Source organism: Microbacterium sp. K2 (genome assembly GCF_051365005.1).
Taxonomy (GTDB): domain Bacteria; phylum Actinomycetota; class Actinomycetes; order Actinomycetales; family Microbacteriaceae; genus Microbacterium; species Microbacterium foliorum_B.
Genome location: NZ_JBLWII010000001.1, coordinates 2,090,452 through 2,107,936, shown reverse-complemented (window position 1 = coordinate 2,107,936; position 17,485 = coordinate 2,090,452). Strand labels below are relative to the sequence as shown.

Below are 17,485 nucleotides of genomic sequence, written 5' to 3'. Positions count from 1 at the left end.
GTCTTTCCGGCTAGGTGGTGAAGAGAGGTTCGGTTCGATCAGCCGATGTACTCGAGCGTGACCTTCTCGACCCACGCTCCGAGGTTCTCGCTCACGAAGCCGAAGTCGATGTCCTGACGGTCGAGGGTGCCCATGAGTTCGACGACCTCGGGGTTGGCCTGCTCGACCGCGCCCTCGTTGACGGGCATCGAGTTGAACTCGGCGGCGAACTCGCCCTGCACCTCGGCGCTGCCGAACCAGTCGATGAACTCCTGCGCCGTGGCCTCGTTGCCGGTGCCGTTGATCTGCGCGATCTGCTCGGTGACATACGGCACGCCGTAGTCGGGCACGATCATGCCGGTCTTGGTGCCGTACTCCTCGTCGCGCGCGGCGATGCCGCTCGAGGGGAGCACGCCGTAGTCGATCTCGTCACGCGTGATGCGGGCGTAGAGGTCGGTGCCCTCGACCGCGGGCGAGCCGTTGGCGTAGTACGCCTCGACGAGCTCCCAGCCCTCGTCACTGACACCCAGGTCGCCGTCTTCGTCGAGGTGACGCGAGAGGATGCTGGCGAGCACGAGCTGCGGGGTGGCCTGGCCGAGTGCCGGGTTGACCTCGTAGCGGCCGGCGTACTCCTCGGTCCAGAGGTCCTCCTCGTCGGAGGGGGCGTCGGTGATCCTGTTCTCGTCGTAGACCGTGACGATCGCCTGCTCGACGAGCGGCCAGAAGGCGCCGTCAGCCGGGTCGCCCGCGTCGGCGGGAACCTCTCCGCTCCACTCGGGCTCGTAGGCCGTGATCGCCTCTTCGGCCTTGAGCTGCTCGAAGAACATGTTGTTCAGACCGAACACGACATCGCCGACCGGGTTGTTCTTCTCGGCGATGATGCGGTTGGTGAGGTCGGCTCCACCGAGGCCCACGATCTCGATGTCGATGCCGGCATCCGCTGCCTTCTCGGTAATCCACTCGCCACGGCCGTCGCTGTTCGAGTTGGTGTAGACGATGAGGGTCGCATCCGACCCGCCGTCGCTCGAGCCGCCGTCGGACTCGGTGCTGCCGCCTGCGCAGCCGGTCAGGGTCACGGCCGCCACCGCAGCGATTCCCAGGAGAGACCAGCGCTTCTTTCGGATGTCGACCATGGTCGCCTTTCTCGTCATCGAGGTATGTCTGAGACTGACTTTACCCCGGAGTTGTGGTTTCTGTACAACGATTGGTCTGTTTCTTAGCCGCGTTCGCGCGACCGCACTCAAGATAGGCGGCGGAGATGAACGCAGGGGGAGCGAGGGGTGAACGTTGCGCCGTTCGACGGGCGCGTTTCGTCTCGCTCGGCTGTGCCGTGCTCGCTCAACAACCGGGGGAGGGCGATTCGTCTCGCTCAACCGTAGTGGGTCGGATTATCCCGGATCAGAGGCGGAATCGTCGGCGGGTTCTCGACGCGCCTCGCATGACGATCCTGTTACAAGATGGCCACTCCTCCGCATCCTCGGCTAGAAAAGATCCACCAGTACAGTTGTACATTGCACTGTCATGGGGTTCTATGGAAACCATTCGCAATGGCGCAATCGACAGAAAGGTCTGGTCTCGTGACCGCATCTAAGAGGCTCCCCGCATTCATCGCCGCGGCCGCCGCATCCGCTCTGCTCATCTCCGGCTGTTCTGCCGGAGGGGGTGAATCGAACGCCTCCCAGCCAGGCACCGACGGCACGCCCCAGACGGGCGGCACCGTGCACATGCTCCAGAACGCCGACTTCTCGTACCTCGACCCCTCCCGCGGGTTCGACGGCGGCGTCAACGCCTTCTACCGCCTCATCTACCGCGGCCTCACGATGCAGGCCGCCGGTGACGCCGACGACCCCAATGCGATCGTGCCCGACCTGGCCGAGTCGCTCGGCGAGGCGTCGGAAGACGGCCTCACCTGGACGTACACGCTCAAGGACGACATCTTCTTCGACGACGGCACCCCCATCACGTCAGAGGCCATGAAGTTCGGGATCTCGCGCTCGTGGGACCCCCAGGTCGGCATCGGCTCGCCCTACCTGCGCCAGGTCATCGACGCGCCCGAGGGCTACCAGGGTCCGTATGTCACGGGCGACCTGCCCACGATCGAGACCCCCGACGACAAGACGATCGTCTTCCACCTCAAGAAGCCGTTCCCCGAGTTCGACAACGTGCTCGCGCAGCCCAACGCCGTGCCTTTCCCCGAGGGCACCGGCGCCGGCGACGAGTTCATCAAGGACATCATCGCCTCGGGCCCGTACACGCTCGCCGAGTACACCCCCGGCAGCTCGATCACGCTCGAGCGCAACGAGTACTGGGACGACTCGACCGATGACGTGCGCAAGGCCTACCCCGACGAGTGGCAGTTCGAGATCGGCATCGACGCGGCCACGATCGACGAGCGCATGATCGCCGGCCAGAGCAGCGACCAGAACGCCATCTCGGGCACCGTGAGCGCGGCGACCCTGCCCCGTCTGCAGACCCCTCAGCTCAAGGACCGCGCGATCACCGCCGACGCCTTCTGCACCACCTACATGTCGATGAACACGACCAAAGCGCCGTTCGACGACGTGAACGTGCGCAACGCCGTCAACTGGGCGATCGACCGCTCGGCCCTGGTCAACGCGTCAGGCGGCACCCAGCTCGCCGACCCGGCGTACACGATCATCCCGCCGGTGGTCTCGAGCTTCAAGGACTTCAACCTGTGGGAGACCGAGGGCGACAAGGGTGACACCGAGAAGGCTCAGGAGCTGCTCGACGAGGCCGGGCTCTCCGACGGATTCGAGTTCACGCTCGACATCCGCTCGCAGCCGCTCATGCAGGGGCAGGCCGAGGCCATCCAGCAGGCTCTCGAGCCTCTCGGAATCACGGTGAACCTCAACGTCATCGACACGTCGATCTACTACGAGACGATCGGCACCCCGGCACAGCAGAACGACGCCGCCATCACCGGATGGTGCCCCGACTGGGCATCGAGCGCCAGCACGATCATCCCGCCGCTGTTCGACGGCCGGAACATCTTCGAGAAGGGCAACTCCAACCTCGCCCAGATCAACGACCCGGCCATCAACGACCGCATCGATGAGATCACCGCGATGACCGACGTCGACGAGGCGAAGACCGCCTGGGGCGACCTCGACGAGCAGATCATGGAGCTCTCGCCCGTGGCGCCGCTCGTGTTCAGCAAGGGCATCTTCCTGCCCGGTGAGAACATCGCCGGCTACTACCCGAGCACCAACCTGACGGACCTGACGATCATCGGTCTCAAGGACCCCTCGAAGGGCTGAGCATGACCTTCAGCTCGACATCGCTCGAGTCCGAAGCCACGCCGGCGGGTGACTCCAGTCTCGCAACGACACTGGAGTCACCCCCGGCCTCTGGCCGGCGGCTGCTTCGCGCATTCCTGACCGACTGGGGAGCCATGCTCTCCAGCGCCTACATCCTGCTCATCATCCTCATGGCGATCTTCGCGCCGCTGCTGACGATGCTGAGCGGATGGGGGCCGTACCAGTTCGACCAGTCGGCGATCGACCCCAACCTCGGTGCCATCCCGATCGGACCCTTCGGCGGCATCAGCGCCGAGCACTGGTTCGGCGTCGAGCCCGGCAGCGGTCGCGACATCTTCGCCCGCATCGCCTACGGTGCCCGCGTCTCGATGACGGTCGCCCTCTCGGCGACGCTGCTCACCACGGTGCTCGGCGTCGTGATGGGCCTGCTCGCCGGCTACTTCGGCGGACTCATCGACCTCGTCATCTCGCGCGTCATGGAGTTCCTCATGGCGTTCCCCGCCCTCATCTTCATGATCGCGATCCTGTCGGCGCTCCCCGCCGACAACCGCGTCTTCCTGCTCGTGGTGGTCATCTCGCTCTTCGGCTGGCCCTACCTCGCCCGCATCGTGCGCTCGCAGACCCTCTCGCTCAAGGAGCGCGAGTTCGTCGAAGCCGCCAAGGCCTCGGGTGCATCGAGCGGCCGGATCATCTTCCGCGAGATCCTGCCCAACCTGCAGTCGACCATCATCGTGATGGCGACCCTCGCGGTTCCCGGCTACATCGGCACCGAGGCGGGGCTGTCGTTCCTCGGCGTCGGTGTCGTTCCGCCGACTCCGAGCTGGGGCCAGATGATCGCCGCCGCGACCCCGTGGTACGCGGTCGACCCGATGTACTTCGTGATCCCCGGTGTGTTCCTCTTCCTCCTGGTGCTGTCGTTCACGACCCTGGGTGACCGCATCCGCACCATCGCCACCAGTGGGGAGGCCCGCTCATGATCCGCATCGTCGGCTCCCGCCTGCTCGGCATGATCGTCGTGCTGTTCCTGGTGACGCTGTTCACCTACGCGATCTTCTTCCTGCTCTCCGCCGACCCGGCCGTGCAGATCTGCGGCAAGAACTGCACGCCAGAGCGCATCGAGCAGATCCGGCTGAACCTCGGGCTCGACCAGCCCTTCTGGACCCAGTTCTGGGGCTACGTCGGCGGTCTGTTCACCGGCCGCACCTTCACGGTCGCCGGTGCCGCCGTCGAGTGCGCGGCCCCGTGCCTCGGCTACTCGTTCCAGACGAGCCAGCTGGTCGGCGACATGATCGTGCAGCGCCTGCCCGTCACGGCGACGATCGCGATCGGCGCCGCAGTGCTCTGGCTGCTCGGCGGAGTGATCGCCGGTGTGCTCAGTGCCGTGAAGGAGGGCAAGTTCCTCGACCGGTTCTTCGCCGGACTCACGCTGGGCTCGATGTCGATCCCGAACTACGTGCTCGCCCTCGCCCTGCAGTTCATCTTCGTCGTGGCCCTCGGCTGGCTGCCGTTCCCCCAGGCGGTGAAGTTCGCGGATGACCCGGCGCAGTGGTTCCTCAACTTCATCCTCCCGTGGATCGTGCTGGCGGTCGGCTACGCGGCGGTCTACACGCGCCTCACCCGCGCCAACGTGATCGACACCCTGCAGGAGAACTTCGTGCGCACCGCGCGGGCGAAGGGACTGCAGCCGGGCCTGGTCTGGCGTCGACACGCGCTGCGCCCTGCGCTCACCCCGATCGTCACGATCTTCGGCATGGACGTCGCCGGCCTGCTCGGCGGCGCAGTGATCACCGAGACCGTGTTCGGCATCAACGGCGTCGGCAAGCTCACCGCCGACTCGATCACCTCGAACGACCAGCCGGTCATCATGGCCGTCACCCTGCTGTCGGCGTTCTTCGTGATCATCGGCAACATGGTCGTCGACCTGCTGTACACCGCGATCGATCCGCGCGTCAGAACGGGGGCCACCGCATGAGCGACACAGCGAACACGACCGGACACACCACCGGTCCCGAGAGTGGCGGGGGCAGCGGTCCGCTGCTGTCGGTGCGAGACCTCACCGTCTCGTTCCGCACGGCACAGGGCCCTGTCAGCGTCGTCAAGAACCTCGAGTTCGACGTGCCCCGCGGCGGTGCGCTCGGCATCGTCGGGGAATCCGGGTCGGGCAAGTCGATGACGAGCCTGGCGATCATGGGCCTGCTGCCGAAGGGCGGCACGGCCACGGGGTCGGTCCGCTTCGACGGCGCAGAACTGCTCGGGATGCCGGAGCGCGAGAAGCGTCGCATCCGCGGTGACCGCATCGCGATGATCTTCCAGGATCCGCTGTCGTCACTGAACCCCTATTACAAGGTCGGCACGCAGATCGCCGAGGCCTACCTCTCGCACCGCAGCGGCGTCTCGCGCAAGCAGGCCCGCACGGTCGCGATCGAGGCGATGGAGCGCGTGCACATCCGCGATGCCGCGCGCCGGGTCGACCACTACCCGCACCAGTTCTCGGGCGGCATGCGCCAGCGCATCATGATCGCCATGGCGCTGAGCATGGAGCCCGACCTGATCATCGCCGACGAGCCGACCACCGCGCTCGACGTGACCGTGCAGGCGCAGATCCTCGACCTGCTCGACGAGATCCGCGGCGAGACCGGCGCAGGCCTCATCCTCATCACCCACGACCTCGCCGTGGTCAGCGAGGTCACCGATCAGATCGTCGTGATGCGCGCGGGCGAGACCGTCGAACGCGGAGCCGTCGAGCAGGTCTTCAGCGACCCGCAGGCCGACTACACCCGGCGTCTGCTCGACGCGGTGCCGCGCATCGACGACGAGATCGGCGTGCTGCGCACCACCGAGATCACGGTCCCGAACAACGGGAGGAGCGAACGATGAACACCGGCACACCGCTGTTTCGCGGCACGGATCTGGTCAAGGAGTTCGCCACGGGTTCGGCTGGGCCCCTGGGCAAGTCGAAGACTTTCCGGGCCGTCGACGAGGTCTCGCTCGAAGTGCATCGCGGCGAGACCCTCGCCGTGGTCGGCGAGTCGGGCTCGGGCAAGTCGACGACGGCGCGACTCGTCGCCCGGCTGATGGATGCCACCAGCGGAAAGCTCGAGTTCGAGGGCGCCGACGTCACCCGCGCCAAGGGCGGTGAGCTGCGGGAGTTCCGCGGCGCCGTGCAGGTGATCTTCCAGGATCCGTACTCGTCGCTCAACCCGAAGCACACGGTCGAGCGCCTGGTGACGGCGCCGCTCGTCTATCAGGGGCGCAAGATCCCCGGCGGCGCCCGCGCCTTCACGCGCGAGCTCATGGAGCGCGTCGGCCTCAACCCGATGCACTCCGAGCGCTACGCCGCGCAGTTCTCGGGTGGCCAGGCGCAGCGCATCGGCATCGCCCGTGCCCTGGCCGTGCGGCCCAAGCTCGTGATCTGCGACGAGGCGGTGTCGGCCCTTGACGTGTCGGTGCAGGCGCAGGTCATCAACCTGCTGCGCGACCTGCAGGCCGACGAGGGCTTCGGCTACCTCTTCATCGCGCACGACCTGGCCGTGGTGCGCCAGATCGCCACCCGCGTGGCCGTGATGTCGCAGGGCGCCATCGTCGAGACCGGCATGCGCGACGAGATCTTCGAGCGGCCGGAGCACGAGTACACCAAGACGCTGCTGCAGGCCGTGCCGCGCATCAACCCCGAGTGGGACGCACGGCGTCGCAAGGCCGAGGCCGCGCGCGCGGGCCGGGCTCAGGATGCTGCGCGGGATGCCGCGGTGGACACGGAGGAGACCCGATGACCCGCACCGCGACGGCGCAGTACATGCTGCCCGGCATCCGCGTCCGTGAATACCGCACGTCGGTGCCGCTCGACTGGAACGCCTCCGACGGCGAGACGATCGAGCTGTTCGTGCGCGAACTCGTCGACCCGACCGCCGACACCGCCGACCGTCCGCTGCTGACGTATCTGCAGGGCGGCCCTGGCGGTGCCAACCCGCGGCCGCTCGGGCGCGACGGCTGGATCGACGAGGCGCTGCGCGACTACCGCGTGGTGCTCGTCGACCAGCGGGGCACGGGTCTCAGCACGCCGGTGGATGCCGCGATCGTCGCCGAGCGCGGCGAGGCGGGCGGCGAGTACCTGGCGTGCTTCCGTGCCGACTCGATCGTGCGCGACCTCGAGCACGTGCGCACCTCTCTGTATGACGGGCGCCGCTGGGCGACTCTCGCGCAGAGCTTCGGCGGCTGGATCACCATGACCTACCTCTCGTTCGCCCCTGAGGGACTCACGGCGAGCTACGTGTGCGGTGGGGTGCCGGGCATGCCACCGCGCGCGAGCGAGGTGTACCGCCGCACGTTCGACCGGGTCGAGGCCAAGACGGCCGAGTTCTACCGCCGATTCCCCGACGATGAGGCCGCAGTCGTGCGGATCGCCGACCGGCTGGCCGCTGGCGATGTGCACCTGCCTGATGGAGACCTGCTGACGGTGCGCCGCTGGCAGTCGCTGGGCATCGACTTCGGCATGAAACCGGGCTTCGAGCGACTGCACTGGCTCGTCGAGAAGGCCTTCGTGCGCCCGGGACAGCTGTCGACGGCATTCCTGCACGACGTGATGACGCTGTCGTCGAGTGCGGGCAACCCCCTGTTCTGGACCCTGCAGGAATCGATCTACGGAGACGAGCACAGCGGCCCCACCGCGTGGGCCGCGCAGGCCGAACGCGAGCGGCGTGCCCAGTTCGACGAGACCCGCCGACCGCTGCTGTTCACCGGCGAGATGGCATTCCCATGGATGTTCGACGAGGTGCGTCTGCTGCGCGGCTTCCGCACCGCCGTCGACCAGCTCGCAGAGAAGACCGACTGGTCGCCGCTCTACGACCCCGCCGCGCTCGCGCGCAACGAGGTGCCGGTGGCCGCGGTCGTCTACTTCGACGACATGTACGTCGACGCCGGTCTGCAGTTGCAGACGCTCGAGGGCATCGGCAACTCGCAGTACTGGGTGACCAACGAATACGAACACGACGGGATCGGATCGGGCCGCACGCTGACGCGCCTGAGAGAGCTCGTCCGAGACCGCGGAGGAGAGCGCGCATGAGCGACACGACCACCGGAGCACGCCCGCCGTATGCGGGCACCCGCTACCCGAAGCTGGCGGAGATCCCCGCGTTCCGCGAGTTCATCGCGCAGGGGTGGGATGACGTTCCGACGCGTCCCGACCTGCCGGCCGGCAGCGCACAGGCCGCGGCCGCGCATCGCGAGCGCCTGAGCGCAACGATGCCGGGCCAGACCCTGGTGCTGAGCTCGGGGATCGCCCCGGTGCGCAACGACGACTCGTCGTATGGGTTCCGCGCCGACAGCAGCTTCGTCTGGGCGACCGGATGCCAGGCCGAAGAAGCCACGCTCGTGATGTGGGCTCGGCCCGGCGGCCACGACGCGGTGCTCTACATGCCCGCTCCGTTCCGACCCGGCGACGACGGGTTCTTCAGCAACGCACTGCACGGCGAGCTGTGGGTCGGGCCGTCCGCCGGCCTCGCCGAGTGGGCCGAGGAGCTGCAGATCACGGTCGAACCGATCGAAGCGCTCGCCGGCCGCGCCTCCGAGCTGCGCGGTGCGCTCGCCGCCCGCTCGGCCAGCACCTCGGCCGCAGAGCACGATCTCGAGGTCTCGGCCGACCTCGAGCGCACCCTCTCGCGCCTGCGCATGGTCAAGGACGACTGGGAGATCGGTCAGCTGCGGCTGGCGGTCGACGCCACCGTCTCGGGCTTCGCGGCGGTCGTCGCCGAGATCCCGCGTGCCATCGCCGACGGGCTCGGCGAGCGCTGGCTGCAGGGCACGTTCGACAGGCACGCGCGCACGCACGGCAACGGCACCGGATACTCGACGATCGTCGGTTCGGGCTCGCACGCGCCGATCCTGCACTGGGTGCGCTGCGACGGCCCGGTGCACCCCGATCAGGCGCTGCTGCTCGACATGGGTGTCGAGGCCCACTCGCTCTACACCGCCGATGTCACGCGCACGGTGCCGGCCGAGGGCACGTTCAGCCCGGCCCAGCGCGAGGTGCACGACCTGGTCGAGAAGGCCCACCGCGCGGGCCTCGATCAGATCAGGCCGGGCACGCCGTACCTCGACTTCCACTTCGCCTCGATGCAGGTCGTGGCCCAGGGGCTGCACGACTGGGGCCTGCTGCCCGTCTCGGTCGACGAGGCACTGTCGCCCCACGGTCAGCAGCATCGCCGCTACCTCGCGTGCGGCATCGGTCACCACCTCGGACTCGATGTGCACGACTGCAGCCAGGCGCACTACGAGGACTACATGGGTGCCGACCTCGAACCGGGCGTCGCGATGACGGTCGAGCCGGGGCTGTACTTCCACGCCCACGACCTCACCCTGCCGCCCGAGCTGCGCGGCATCGGAGTGCGCCTCGAAGACGACATCCTCGTCACCCCGACCGGATCCGAGGTGCTCTCGGACGCCCTTCCCATCGACGCCGCGGGCATCGAAGAGTGGACGCAGCGGCACAGGGCGGTGCGATGACTCGGGGCAACGCGATGGCGTGGGGCACGATGGCCGCCGACGGCGGCGAGGCGACGGCATCCACCGGCATCCTCTCTTCTGCGCAGCTGCGCCCGTTCCCTCTCGACCGCGTGCGCATCGGCGACGACAGCGTCTTCGCGAGGGCGAAGAACCAGATGCTGCACCTGGCGCGCGTGTATCCGGTCGACCGGCTGCTCGCAGTCTTCCGCGCCAACGCCGGGCTCGACACCCGTGGCGCCCTGGCTCCGGGCAACTGGGAGGACTTCGGCCACCCGCGCGAGCAGGCGTGGGGCGAGCACGACTACCCCGGCCGTGAGAACGCGCAGACCGCGAACCTGCTGCGGGGTCACTACGCAGGCCATTTCCTGTCGATGCTCGCTCTCGCGTATGCGGGGGAGCGCGACGAGGCGCTGCGCGCCAAGGTCGATGAGTTCGTCTCGGGTCTCGGCGAGGTGCAGCGGGCACTCGGGGCGACCGGTCGCTACTCGCACCCCGGATTCCTCGCCGCGTACGGCGAATGGCAGTTCTCGCGACTCGAGGACTACGCGCCCTACGGCGAGATCTGGGCCCCGTATTACACGACCCACAAGGTCATGGCCGGCCTGCTCGACGCCTACGAGCTGACCGGCAGCATCGAGGCGCGCGACATCGCCGTCTCGATGGGGCACTGGGTCGCACACCGACTGACCCGGCTCGACCACGAGCGCATCCAGCGCATGTGGTCGCTCTACATCGCGGGCGAGTTCGGCGGCATGAACGAGACGATGGCGCGGCTGAGCGTCGTCGCCGACGAGCCGCTCTTCCTCGAGGTCGCACAGCTCTTCGACCAGGACGACCTGCTCGCAGCCGGTGCCGAGCGCCGAGACGTGCTCACCGACATGCATGCGAACCAGCACCTGCCGCAGCTGCTCGGCTACCTGCACGAATACGACCTCACGGGCGAACGTCGCTATCTCGAGGCGGTGCTGGGCCTCTGGGACCAGATCGTTCCCGGGCGCATGTACGCGCACGGCGGCACCGGTGAGAGCGAGCTCTGGGGCCCTCCGCACACGGTCGCGGGCGACATCGGTGACCGCAACGCCGAAACGTGCGCCACCTACAACCTCCTCAAGATCGCTCGACAGCTGTTCGCTCTCACCCGCGAGCCGCGGTTCATGGCGTACTACGAGCGCGGAGTGCTGAATCACATCCTCGCCTCGCGCCGCGACATCGACTCCGACACGAGCCCCGAGGTCGCCTACATGTTCCCGGTGAACCCCGGGGCGGTCGCCGAGTTCGACAACGTCGGCACCTGCTGCGGCGGCACCGGGCTCGAGAACCACGCCAAGTACCAGGACACGGTGTTCTTCACCTCGACGGATGCCGGTGCGGATGCGGACCTGTGGGTCAACCTCTTCGTGTCGGCGACGCTCGACTGGCGCGAGCAGCACGTGACCGTGCGGATGCAGACGACGCAGCCCCTCGGCGGCACGACCGAGCTGACGATCGAGGGCGCAGACGGCTTCGTCGACGGCACGCCGCTCACCCTCCGCATCCGGGTGCCCGAGTGGGCGGCCGACGCCCCGGTGCTCCGGATCGGCGACGAGACGATCGACGCTCCCGTCGAGCACGGCTACCAGGTCGTTCGTCGGGAGTGGTCTTCGGGCGAGGTGCTGCGCATCGACTCTCACGCATCGCTGCGATCCGTGGCGACGCTCGACGACGCGATGCTCCAGTCGATCGAGTTCGGACCATCGGTGCTGGTCGCTCGGTCGGATGCGACGACCACCCTCGACCTCGCGCTCGCCCAGCGGCGACTCCTCGACGGGTCGCTGCGTGCCGACGAGATCGGCTCCGCAGCCGACGTCGAGGCCGCACTGCGGACGGACGGCGCCGTGAGCATCGCCGGAGTGCGCTTCGAACCCGTGTGGACCGGGAGTTCCTCCAGGTACCACATGTACGTGCGGGCATCAGGAGCCTCGATCGGATTCGTCGGCGCCGAGACCGACGTGCCGGTGCGCGTGCGACACGACGGAAGCTCGCTGCTCGACGACGTGTGGCGCGAGCCTGCGCCATCCACTCGCGCAGAGTTCCTCGACCGGGTCGGCAAGACTGCGAGCGTGGCCCGGCGCGACGGACTGCTCGCGCAGAGCGAGCTCGTGCAGGTGCTCGAGGCGGCGGCCGCGTCTGACGTCGACGGGCTCGGCGGGCACCCCCACGGCTCGGTGATCGACGCCGACGTCACCGCGGCGACCTGGCGCGAGCACGCGGGTGCCGACGGCATCCCTGTGGTCGAGTGGAGCGTTCCGCGCGCTCTCGCCGATGCGCCCATCGCGCCGTCGGTCGCGATCACGCCGGGAGTCCTGCCCGCACCCTCGGGGTGGTTCACAGAGGTGCCGACGATCACGGTCGCCGCCGAGGATCTCGCCGGAGCGGGCGGCCTGCGGGTCGAGGTGGCGGTGTCGGACGACGAATGGATGCCGTACACCGGTCCCTTCGCGCTGCCGGGTGACGGCGAGCATCGGGTGCGAGCTCGAGCGATCGACGCCACCGGCGCGACGGGTCATGCCTCGCGCGACTTCGCGGTCGATACGGGCGCACCTGTCTCTCGCGCGACCGTGCGACAGCTCGGGTCGAGTGTCGAGATCACCCTCACGGCGACCGATGAGGTGTCGGGCGTCGAACGGATCCAGTGGGAGGGGCCCGGTACCTTCTGGGCCACGTTCCATGAGGCGTTCGTGCGAGCGCTCTCCGATCACGAGCAGGTGATCGAGTTCGCGGCGACCGATCGCGCGGGCAATGAAGAGCCCCGTCAACGACTGATTCTGCCGGCGAGGGGTGATGCCTCGTGAAGAAACCGCGAGACTCATGGACAGGGCCGCCGTTCGCCACTAACATTGCAATTGTACTCATTCATCATTCTGGTGCCGAGGGGCGCCGAGAGCACGGGAGTTCTGACTCATGACCGAAAAGAAGCCCTGGCACGGCGTCAATCTCGCGACGACGCTGCCCATCAATCCGGACTTCTCCGTCAACTACGACGCCTACGCCGAGCACATCCGCTTCACCACCGACAACGGCGTGACGGGCATCATCCCCAACGGCTCGCTCGGTGAGTACCAGACGCTGACGGAGGAGGAGCGCAAGCAGGTCTACCTCACCGCCGTCGAGGCGTCGCCCGAGGGCGTTGCAGTGATCCCCGGCGTCGGCGCCTACGGGGCGATGGAGAGCGTGCGCTTCACCGAGCACGCCGCCGAGCACGGCGCACCCGCCGTCATGCTGCTTCCTCCCAACGCCTACCGGGCGAGCGACGACGAGGTCGTCGACCACTACCGCCGCGTCGCCGCAGTGGGTCTGCCGATCCTCGCGTACAACAACCCGATCGACACGAAGATCGACCTGCGCCCCGAGCTGCTCGCGCGCCTGTTCGACGAGGGTCTCATCGTCTCGGTCAAGGAGTTCTCGGGCGACGTGCGCAACGCGTACGCGATCCGCGAGCTCGCTCCCGGACTCGACATCTCGATCGGATCCGATGACGTCGTGCTCGAGCTCGGCATCAACGGCGCCGTCGGCTGGGTCGCCGGCTACCCGAACGCGATCCCGGCATCCACCGTCGAGCTCTACAACCTGTCGACCTCGGGCGACCCCGCCAGCTGGGCGAAGGCGCACGAGATGTACCGCGACCTGCACCCGCTGCTGCGCTGGGACTCGAAGACCTGGTTCGTGCAGGCGATCAAGCTGTCGCAGGAGGTCGCCGGTGTCGCCCCCGCGGGCATCACGACCCGCCCGCCGCGCCTGCCGCTTCCCGACGAGGTGCGCACGCGTATCATCGCCGACACCGAGGCCGTGCTGGCCAAGGGCTACCGCTGATCCGGAGATACGACTCATGCGAGCACAACGCGTCTTCCACGCCGTCGACTCCCACACCGAGGGGATGCCGACGCGGGTGATCGTCGGCGGCGTCGGCGTGATGCCCGGGTCGACGATGGAGGAGCGCCGGCAGTGGTTCATGGCGAACAGCGATGACCTGCGCCTGCTGCTGATGAACGAGCCCCGTGGCCACAGCGCGATGAGCGGAGCCATTCTGCAGCCGCCGACGCGACCGGATGCCGATTTCGGCGTGCTCTACATCGAAGTGTCCGGCTGCCTGCCCATGTGCGGACACGGCACGATCGGAGTGGCGACCGTGCTCGTCGAGACGGGCATGGTGCCGGTCGTCGAGCCGGTCACCACGATCCGTCTCGACACTCCGGCCGGCCTGGTGATCGCCGAGGTGCACGTCTCCGACGGGCACGCCGACAGCGTCACCCTGCGCAATGTGCCCTCGTTCGTCGTCGCGCTCGACCAGGTCGTCGACGTCCCGGGGCTCGGAGCCGTCGAGTACGACCTCGCATTCGGCGGCAACTTCTATGCGGTCGTCTCGCTCGAGCAGATCGGGCTGCCGTTCGACCGTGCGCACAAGGAAGAGCTGCTCGCCGCCGGGCTGAGCATCATGGCGGCCATCGAGGCGAAGGGTGAGCCGGTGCATCCGGTCGATCCCACGATTCGCGGCTGCCACCACGTCTACCTGAAGGCGCCCGGTTCGACCGCGGAGCACTCGCGTCATGCGATGGCGATCTACCCCGGGTGGTTCGACCGCTCACCCTGCGGCACCGGCACGAGCGCGCGCATGGCGCAGCTGCACGCACGCGGCGAGCTCGACCTGAACCAGGACTTCGTCAACGAGTCGTTCATCGGCACGAGCTTCACGGGGCGTCTCGTCGAGACCACCGAGGTCGCCGGCATCCCCGCCGTCATCCCGACCATCACCGGCCGGGCATGGGTGACGGGCACGGCGCAGTACATGCTCGACCCGAGCGATCCCTTCCCTCAGGGGTTCGTGCTGTGACGTCTGTTCCGGTGATCGGCGTCGAGGAGATCGACGCGGCTCTCGACCGACGCGGTGCGGTCGACGCCATCGCGTCGGCGCTGCGCGACGGGGTCGACATCGAGGCCGACTCTCCTCGACTGTTCAGCCCGCTCGACAGCGGCGAGTTCCTGCTGATGCCGACGCAGTCGCCCGAGCACGCGGGCATCAAGGTCGTGACCATCGCGCCGCGCAACACCGAGCGGGGTCTGCCCAAGATCCAGGCGTGGTACCTCGTGTTCGACGCGGCGACGCTGAGCCCCCTCGCTATCCTCGAGGGCGCGCACCTGACGACTCTGCGCACGCCCGCGGTCACCGCGGTCGCGATTAGCGGGATGCTGCAGGCCGACCCTCGTGGAGCGAGGGACGGCATCGACGCCCTCGCCGTGCTCGGGTCGGGGCCGCAGGCCGTGGCGCACGTGCGCACGCTCGTCGACCTGATGCCGGTCGGCGCCGTCAGCATCGTGGGCCGCACCGCCGGCCGCACCGCCGAACTGGTCGAGCGACTCCGTGCCGATGGCATCCGCGCAGCATCCGGTGATCTCGGCGATACGCGTGACGCCGACGTCGTCATCACCGCGACCTCGTCGAACGTGCCGGTGCTCGGCCGTGCCGATGTCGGCGATCACGCCGTCGTCGCGGCCATCGGCTCGCACGGCGCCGAGCGTCGGGAACTGGCGGCCGACCTGATGACAGAGGCCGATGTGGTGGTCGAGGCCAGGGCGTCGGCGTTCCGCGAGAACGGCAACCTGCTGCAGGCCCGTGATCTCGCGGAGTGGCAGACAGGTGCGCAGCCGGTGACGAATCTGCGAGAGTTGGTCGCGGGTGCTTTCGTGCGCCGCGAGGCTCGACCGGCGGTCTACACGGGTGTCGGCATGAGCTGGGAGGATCTCGCCGTGGTGGCGCAGATCCTGAGGTCGGCGCCGAGCGCCGATGCATCGCCTCAGAGAGGGAACACAGATGTCCGCAACTGACACGCGCAGCCTCGTTCGGCTCAGCAAGCAGCCCAGTGTTCGCGACACGGTCACCCGTGCGCTGCGATCCGCCATCATCAGCGGCGAGATGCAGCCGGGGCGCGTGTACTCGGCGCCGAGCCTGGGCGAGGAGTTCGGCACGTCGGCGACGCCGATCCGCGAGGCCATGCTCGACCTGGTGCGCGAAGGGCTCGTCGTCGCGATGCCCAACCGCGGATTCCGCGTGACAGAGGTGTCGTCGCACGACCTCGCCGAGGTCACCGAGCTGCGACTGTTCCTCGAGCCGCCGGCCGTCGAGAAGGCCACCCCGCTGATCCCCGAGAGCGCGTTCGCCGACCTGCGCAGCAAGGCCGACGACATCGTCGCGGCAGCCGACCGGGGCGACCTGGTCGAGTATCTGAGCGCCGACAGCGACTTCCACCTGGCGATCCTGCAGTACGCGGGCAACGCCCGGCTCACCCAGCTGATCCAGTCGCTGCGTTCGCAGACCCGTCTGTTCGGTCTCGCCGAGCTCTACGAACGCGGGCATCTCACCGGCTCCGCCAAGGAGCACCACACGATCATGGATGCCATCGAGGCCCGCGATGCGGTGCGTGCGCGCGACCTCGTGTTCTCGCACATCGAGCACGTGAAGGGCGACTGGTCGGGTCACACGGTGGGCGAGCCCCACCCCCCGGAGGCGAACGGCTAGTGGCTTCATCGACAGCACGCGCCGACGTCGTCATCATCGGTGCGGGGGTCGTCGGTGCCGCGACGGCGTACTTCGCCGCGGCCTCCGGCCTTCGGACCATCGTGATCGAACGCGGTTCCATCGCCTCGGGCACGAGCAGTCGGTGCGAGGGCAACATCCTCGTCTCCGACAAAGAGGTGGGGCCCGAGCTCGAGCTGTCGCTCTATTCGCAGCGGGTGTGGCGCGAGGACCTCGCCGAGCACGCCGAGCTGTGGGAGTTCGAATCCAAGGGCGGCCTCGTCGTCGCGGGCAGCGCCGCGAGCATGGCGGGTCTCGTGAACCTGGTCGCACACCAGCGCGAGCTGGGCATCCGCGCGGAGATCATCGACGACAACGCCGGGCTGCGCGAGGTCGAGCCGTACATCAACCCCGCCCTCGTCGGCGGCGCGTTCTACCCCGACGATGCGCAGGTGCAGCCGCTGCTCGCCACGCATCATCTGCTGCGGCTGGCGATCGAGCACGGCGCCGAGCTGCACACCAGAACCTCGGTGCACGGCATCCTCACCGATCACGGCCGCGCCATGGGCGTCGACACCTCGCTCGGGCGCATCTCGGCCGGGGCCGTCGTCAACTGTGCCGGCCCCTGGAGCGGCGAGGTCGCCGCGCTCGCCGGGGTGCACCTGCCGGTGATGCCGCGACGCGGATTCGTGCTCGTCACCGAGCCCGTGCCGATCACGGTGCACCACAAGGTCTACGCCGCCGAATACGTCGGCGATGTCGCCAGCTCGGATGCCGGGCTGCAGGTCTCGCCGGTCGTCGAGGGCACCCCCAGCGGCACGATCCTGCTGGGCGCCAGTCGCGAGCGCGTCGGGTTCGATCGGTCGTTCTCGGCCGAGGCGGTTGCACGCATCGCCGCGAGCGGTCTCGGCCTGTTCCCGGCGCTGCGCGACGTGGGGGTGCAGCGCGCGTACTCGGGATTCCGCCCGTACTGTCCCGACCACCTGCCGGCCATCGGTGAGGACGCTCGCATGCCGGGTCTCTGGCACGCGGCCGGCCACGAAGGTGCAGGGGTCGGCCTCTCGGTCGGCACGGGCAAGCTGCTCTCGCAGGCGCTGCGGTCGGAGAAGACCGATCTCGACCTGACCGCCTTCCGCCCCGAACGACTCGAAGGGCTCGTCGCTGCATGAACCGGATGAACACC

Annotated in this window: 14 protein-coding genes; 13 read left to right on the top strand and 1 reads right to left on the bottom strand. The window is 68.5% G+C overall.

The annotated features are described in order from the left end of the window. Positions 1 to 38: 38 nt before the first annotated feature. The gene (locus ACLKOY_RS10205; RefSeq protein ID WP_436453516.1) at positions 39 to 1,112 is read right to left on the bottom strand and encodes an extracellular solute-binding protein; all 1,074 of its coding nucleotides are present in this window, start codon (positions 1,110 to 1,112) and stop codon (positions 39 to 41) included. Positions 1,113 to 1,556: 444 nt separating this feature from the next. Here ACLKOY_RS10205 and ACLKOY_RS10200 point away from each other — a divergent pair, with 444 nt between their 5' ends. The 13 genes from ACLKOY_RS10200 (at position 1,557) to ACLKOY_RS10140 (ending at position 17,471) form a co-directional block, all read left to right on the top strand. Beyond that, the gene (locus ACLKOY_RS10200) at positions 1,557 to 3,257 is read left to right on the top strand and encodes an ABC transporter substrate-binding protein (RefSeq protein WP_436453515.1); all 1,701 of its coding nucleotides are present in this window, start codon (positions 1,557 to 1,559) and stop codon (positions 3,255 to 3,257) included. A gap of 2 nt (positions 3,258 to 3,259) precedes the next feature. Beyond that, positions 3,260 to 4,234: an ABC transporter permease gene (locus ACLKOY_RS10195; RefSeq protein WP_436453514.1), complete on the top strand. Its 975-nt coding sequence runs from the start codon at positions 3,260 to 3,262 to the stop codon at positions 4,232 to 4,234. Further along, entirely contained in the window at positions 4,231 to 5,229 is a 999-nt protein-coding gene (locus ACLKOY_RS10190) for an ABC transporter permease (RefSeq protein ID WP_363572871.1), read from the top strand. Before ACLKOY_RS10195 ends, ACLKOY_RS10190 begins: the two co-directional genes overlap by 4 nt. Continuing rightward, a complete protein-coding gene (locus tag ACLKOY_RS10185) occupies positions 5,226 to 6,134 on the top strand; it encodes an ABC transporter ATP-binding protein (protein WP_436453513.1) in 909 nt (302 codons plus the stop codon). The genes ACLKOY_RS10190 and ACLKOY_RS10185 overlap by 4 nt, the downstream gene beginning before the upstream one ends. Beyond that, entirely contained in the window at positions 6,131 to 7,027 is an 897-nt protein-coding gene (locus ACLKOY_RS10180) for an ATP-binding cassette domain-containing protein (protein ID WP_436453512.1), read from the top strand. The genes ACLKOY_RS10185 and ACLKOY_RS10180 overlap by 4 nt, the downstream gene beginning before the upstream one ends. Next, positions 7,024 to 8,316, top strand: coding sequence for an alpha/beta fold hydrolase (locus tag ACLKOY_RS10175; RefSeq protein ID WP_436453511.1), 1,293 nt, complete (start codon positions 7,024 to 7,026; stop codon positions 8,314 to 8,316). Before ACLKOY_RS10180 ends, ACLKOY_RS10175 begins: the two co-directional genes overlap by 4 nt. Then, positions 8,313 to 9,755, top strand: a complete 1,443-nt coding sequence (locus ACLKOY_RS10170) for an aminopeptidase P family protein (protein WP_436453510.1) — start codon at positions 8,313 to 8,315, stop codon at positions 9,753 to 9,755. Before ACLKOY_RS10175 ends, ACLKOY_RS10170 begins: the two co-directional genes overlap by 4 nt. Next, complete coding sequence (locus ACLKOY_RS10165; RefSeq protein WP_436453509.1) at positions 9,752 to 12,586, top strand: beta-L-arabinofuranosidase domain-containing protein; 2,835 nt, start codon at positions 9,752 to 9,754, stop codon at positions 12,584 to 12,586. Before ACLKOY_RS10170 ends, ACLKOY_RS10165 begins: the two co-directional genes overlap by 4 nt. Before the next feature lie 109 nt (positions 12,587 to 12,695). Next, complete coding sequence (locus ACLKOY_RS10160) at positions 12,696 to 13,604, top strand: dihydrodipicolinate synthase family protein (RefSeq protein ID WP_436453508.1); 909 nt, start codon at positions 12,696 to 12,698, stop codon at positions 13,602 to 13,604. Between the two features lie 16 nt (positions 13,605 to 13,620). After that, the gene (locus ACLKOY_RS10155) at positions 13,621 to 14,622 is read left to right on the top strand and encodes a proline racemase family protein (RefSeq protein WP_363572857.1); all 1,002 of its coding nucleotides are present in this window, start codon (positions 13,621 to 13,623) and stop codon (positions 14,620 to 14,622) included. Further along, a complete protein-coding gene (locus ACLKOY_RS10150) occupies positions 14,619 to 15,614 on the top strand; it encodes an ornithine cyclodeaminase family protein (RefSeq protein WP_436453507.1) in 996 nt (331 codons plus the stop codon). The genes ACLKOY_RS10155 and ACLKOY_RS10150 overlap by 4 nt, the downstream gene beginning before the upstream one ends. Then, positions 15,601 to 16,305, top strand: a complete 705-nt coding sequence (locus tag ACLKOY_RS10145) for a GntR family transcriptional regulator (protein ID WP_436453506.1) — start codon at positions 15,601 to 15,603, stop codon at positions 16,303 to 16,305. Before ACLKOY_RS10150 ends, ACLKOY_RS10145 begins: the two co-directional genes overlap by 14 nt. Then, positions 16,305 to 17,471, top strand: a complete 1,167-nt coding sequence (locus ACLKOY_RS10140) for an NAD(P)/FAD-dependent oxidoreductase (protein WP_436453505.1) — start codon at positions 16,305 to 16,307, stop codon at positions 17,469 to 17,471. Before ACLKOY_RS10145 ends, ACLKOY_RS10140 begins: the two co-directional genes overlap by 1 nt. Positions 17,472 to 17,485: the final 14 nt, after the last annotated feature.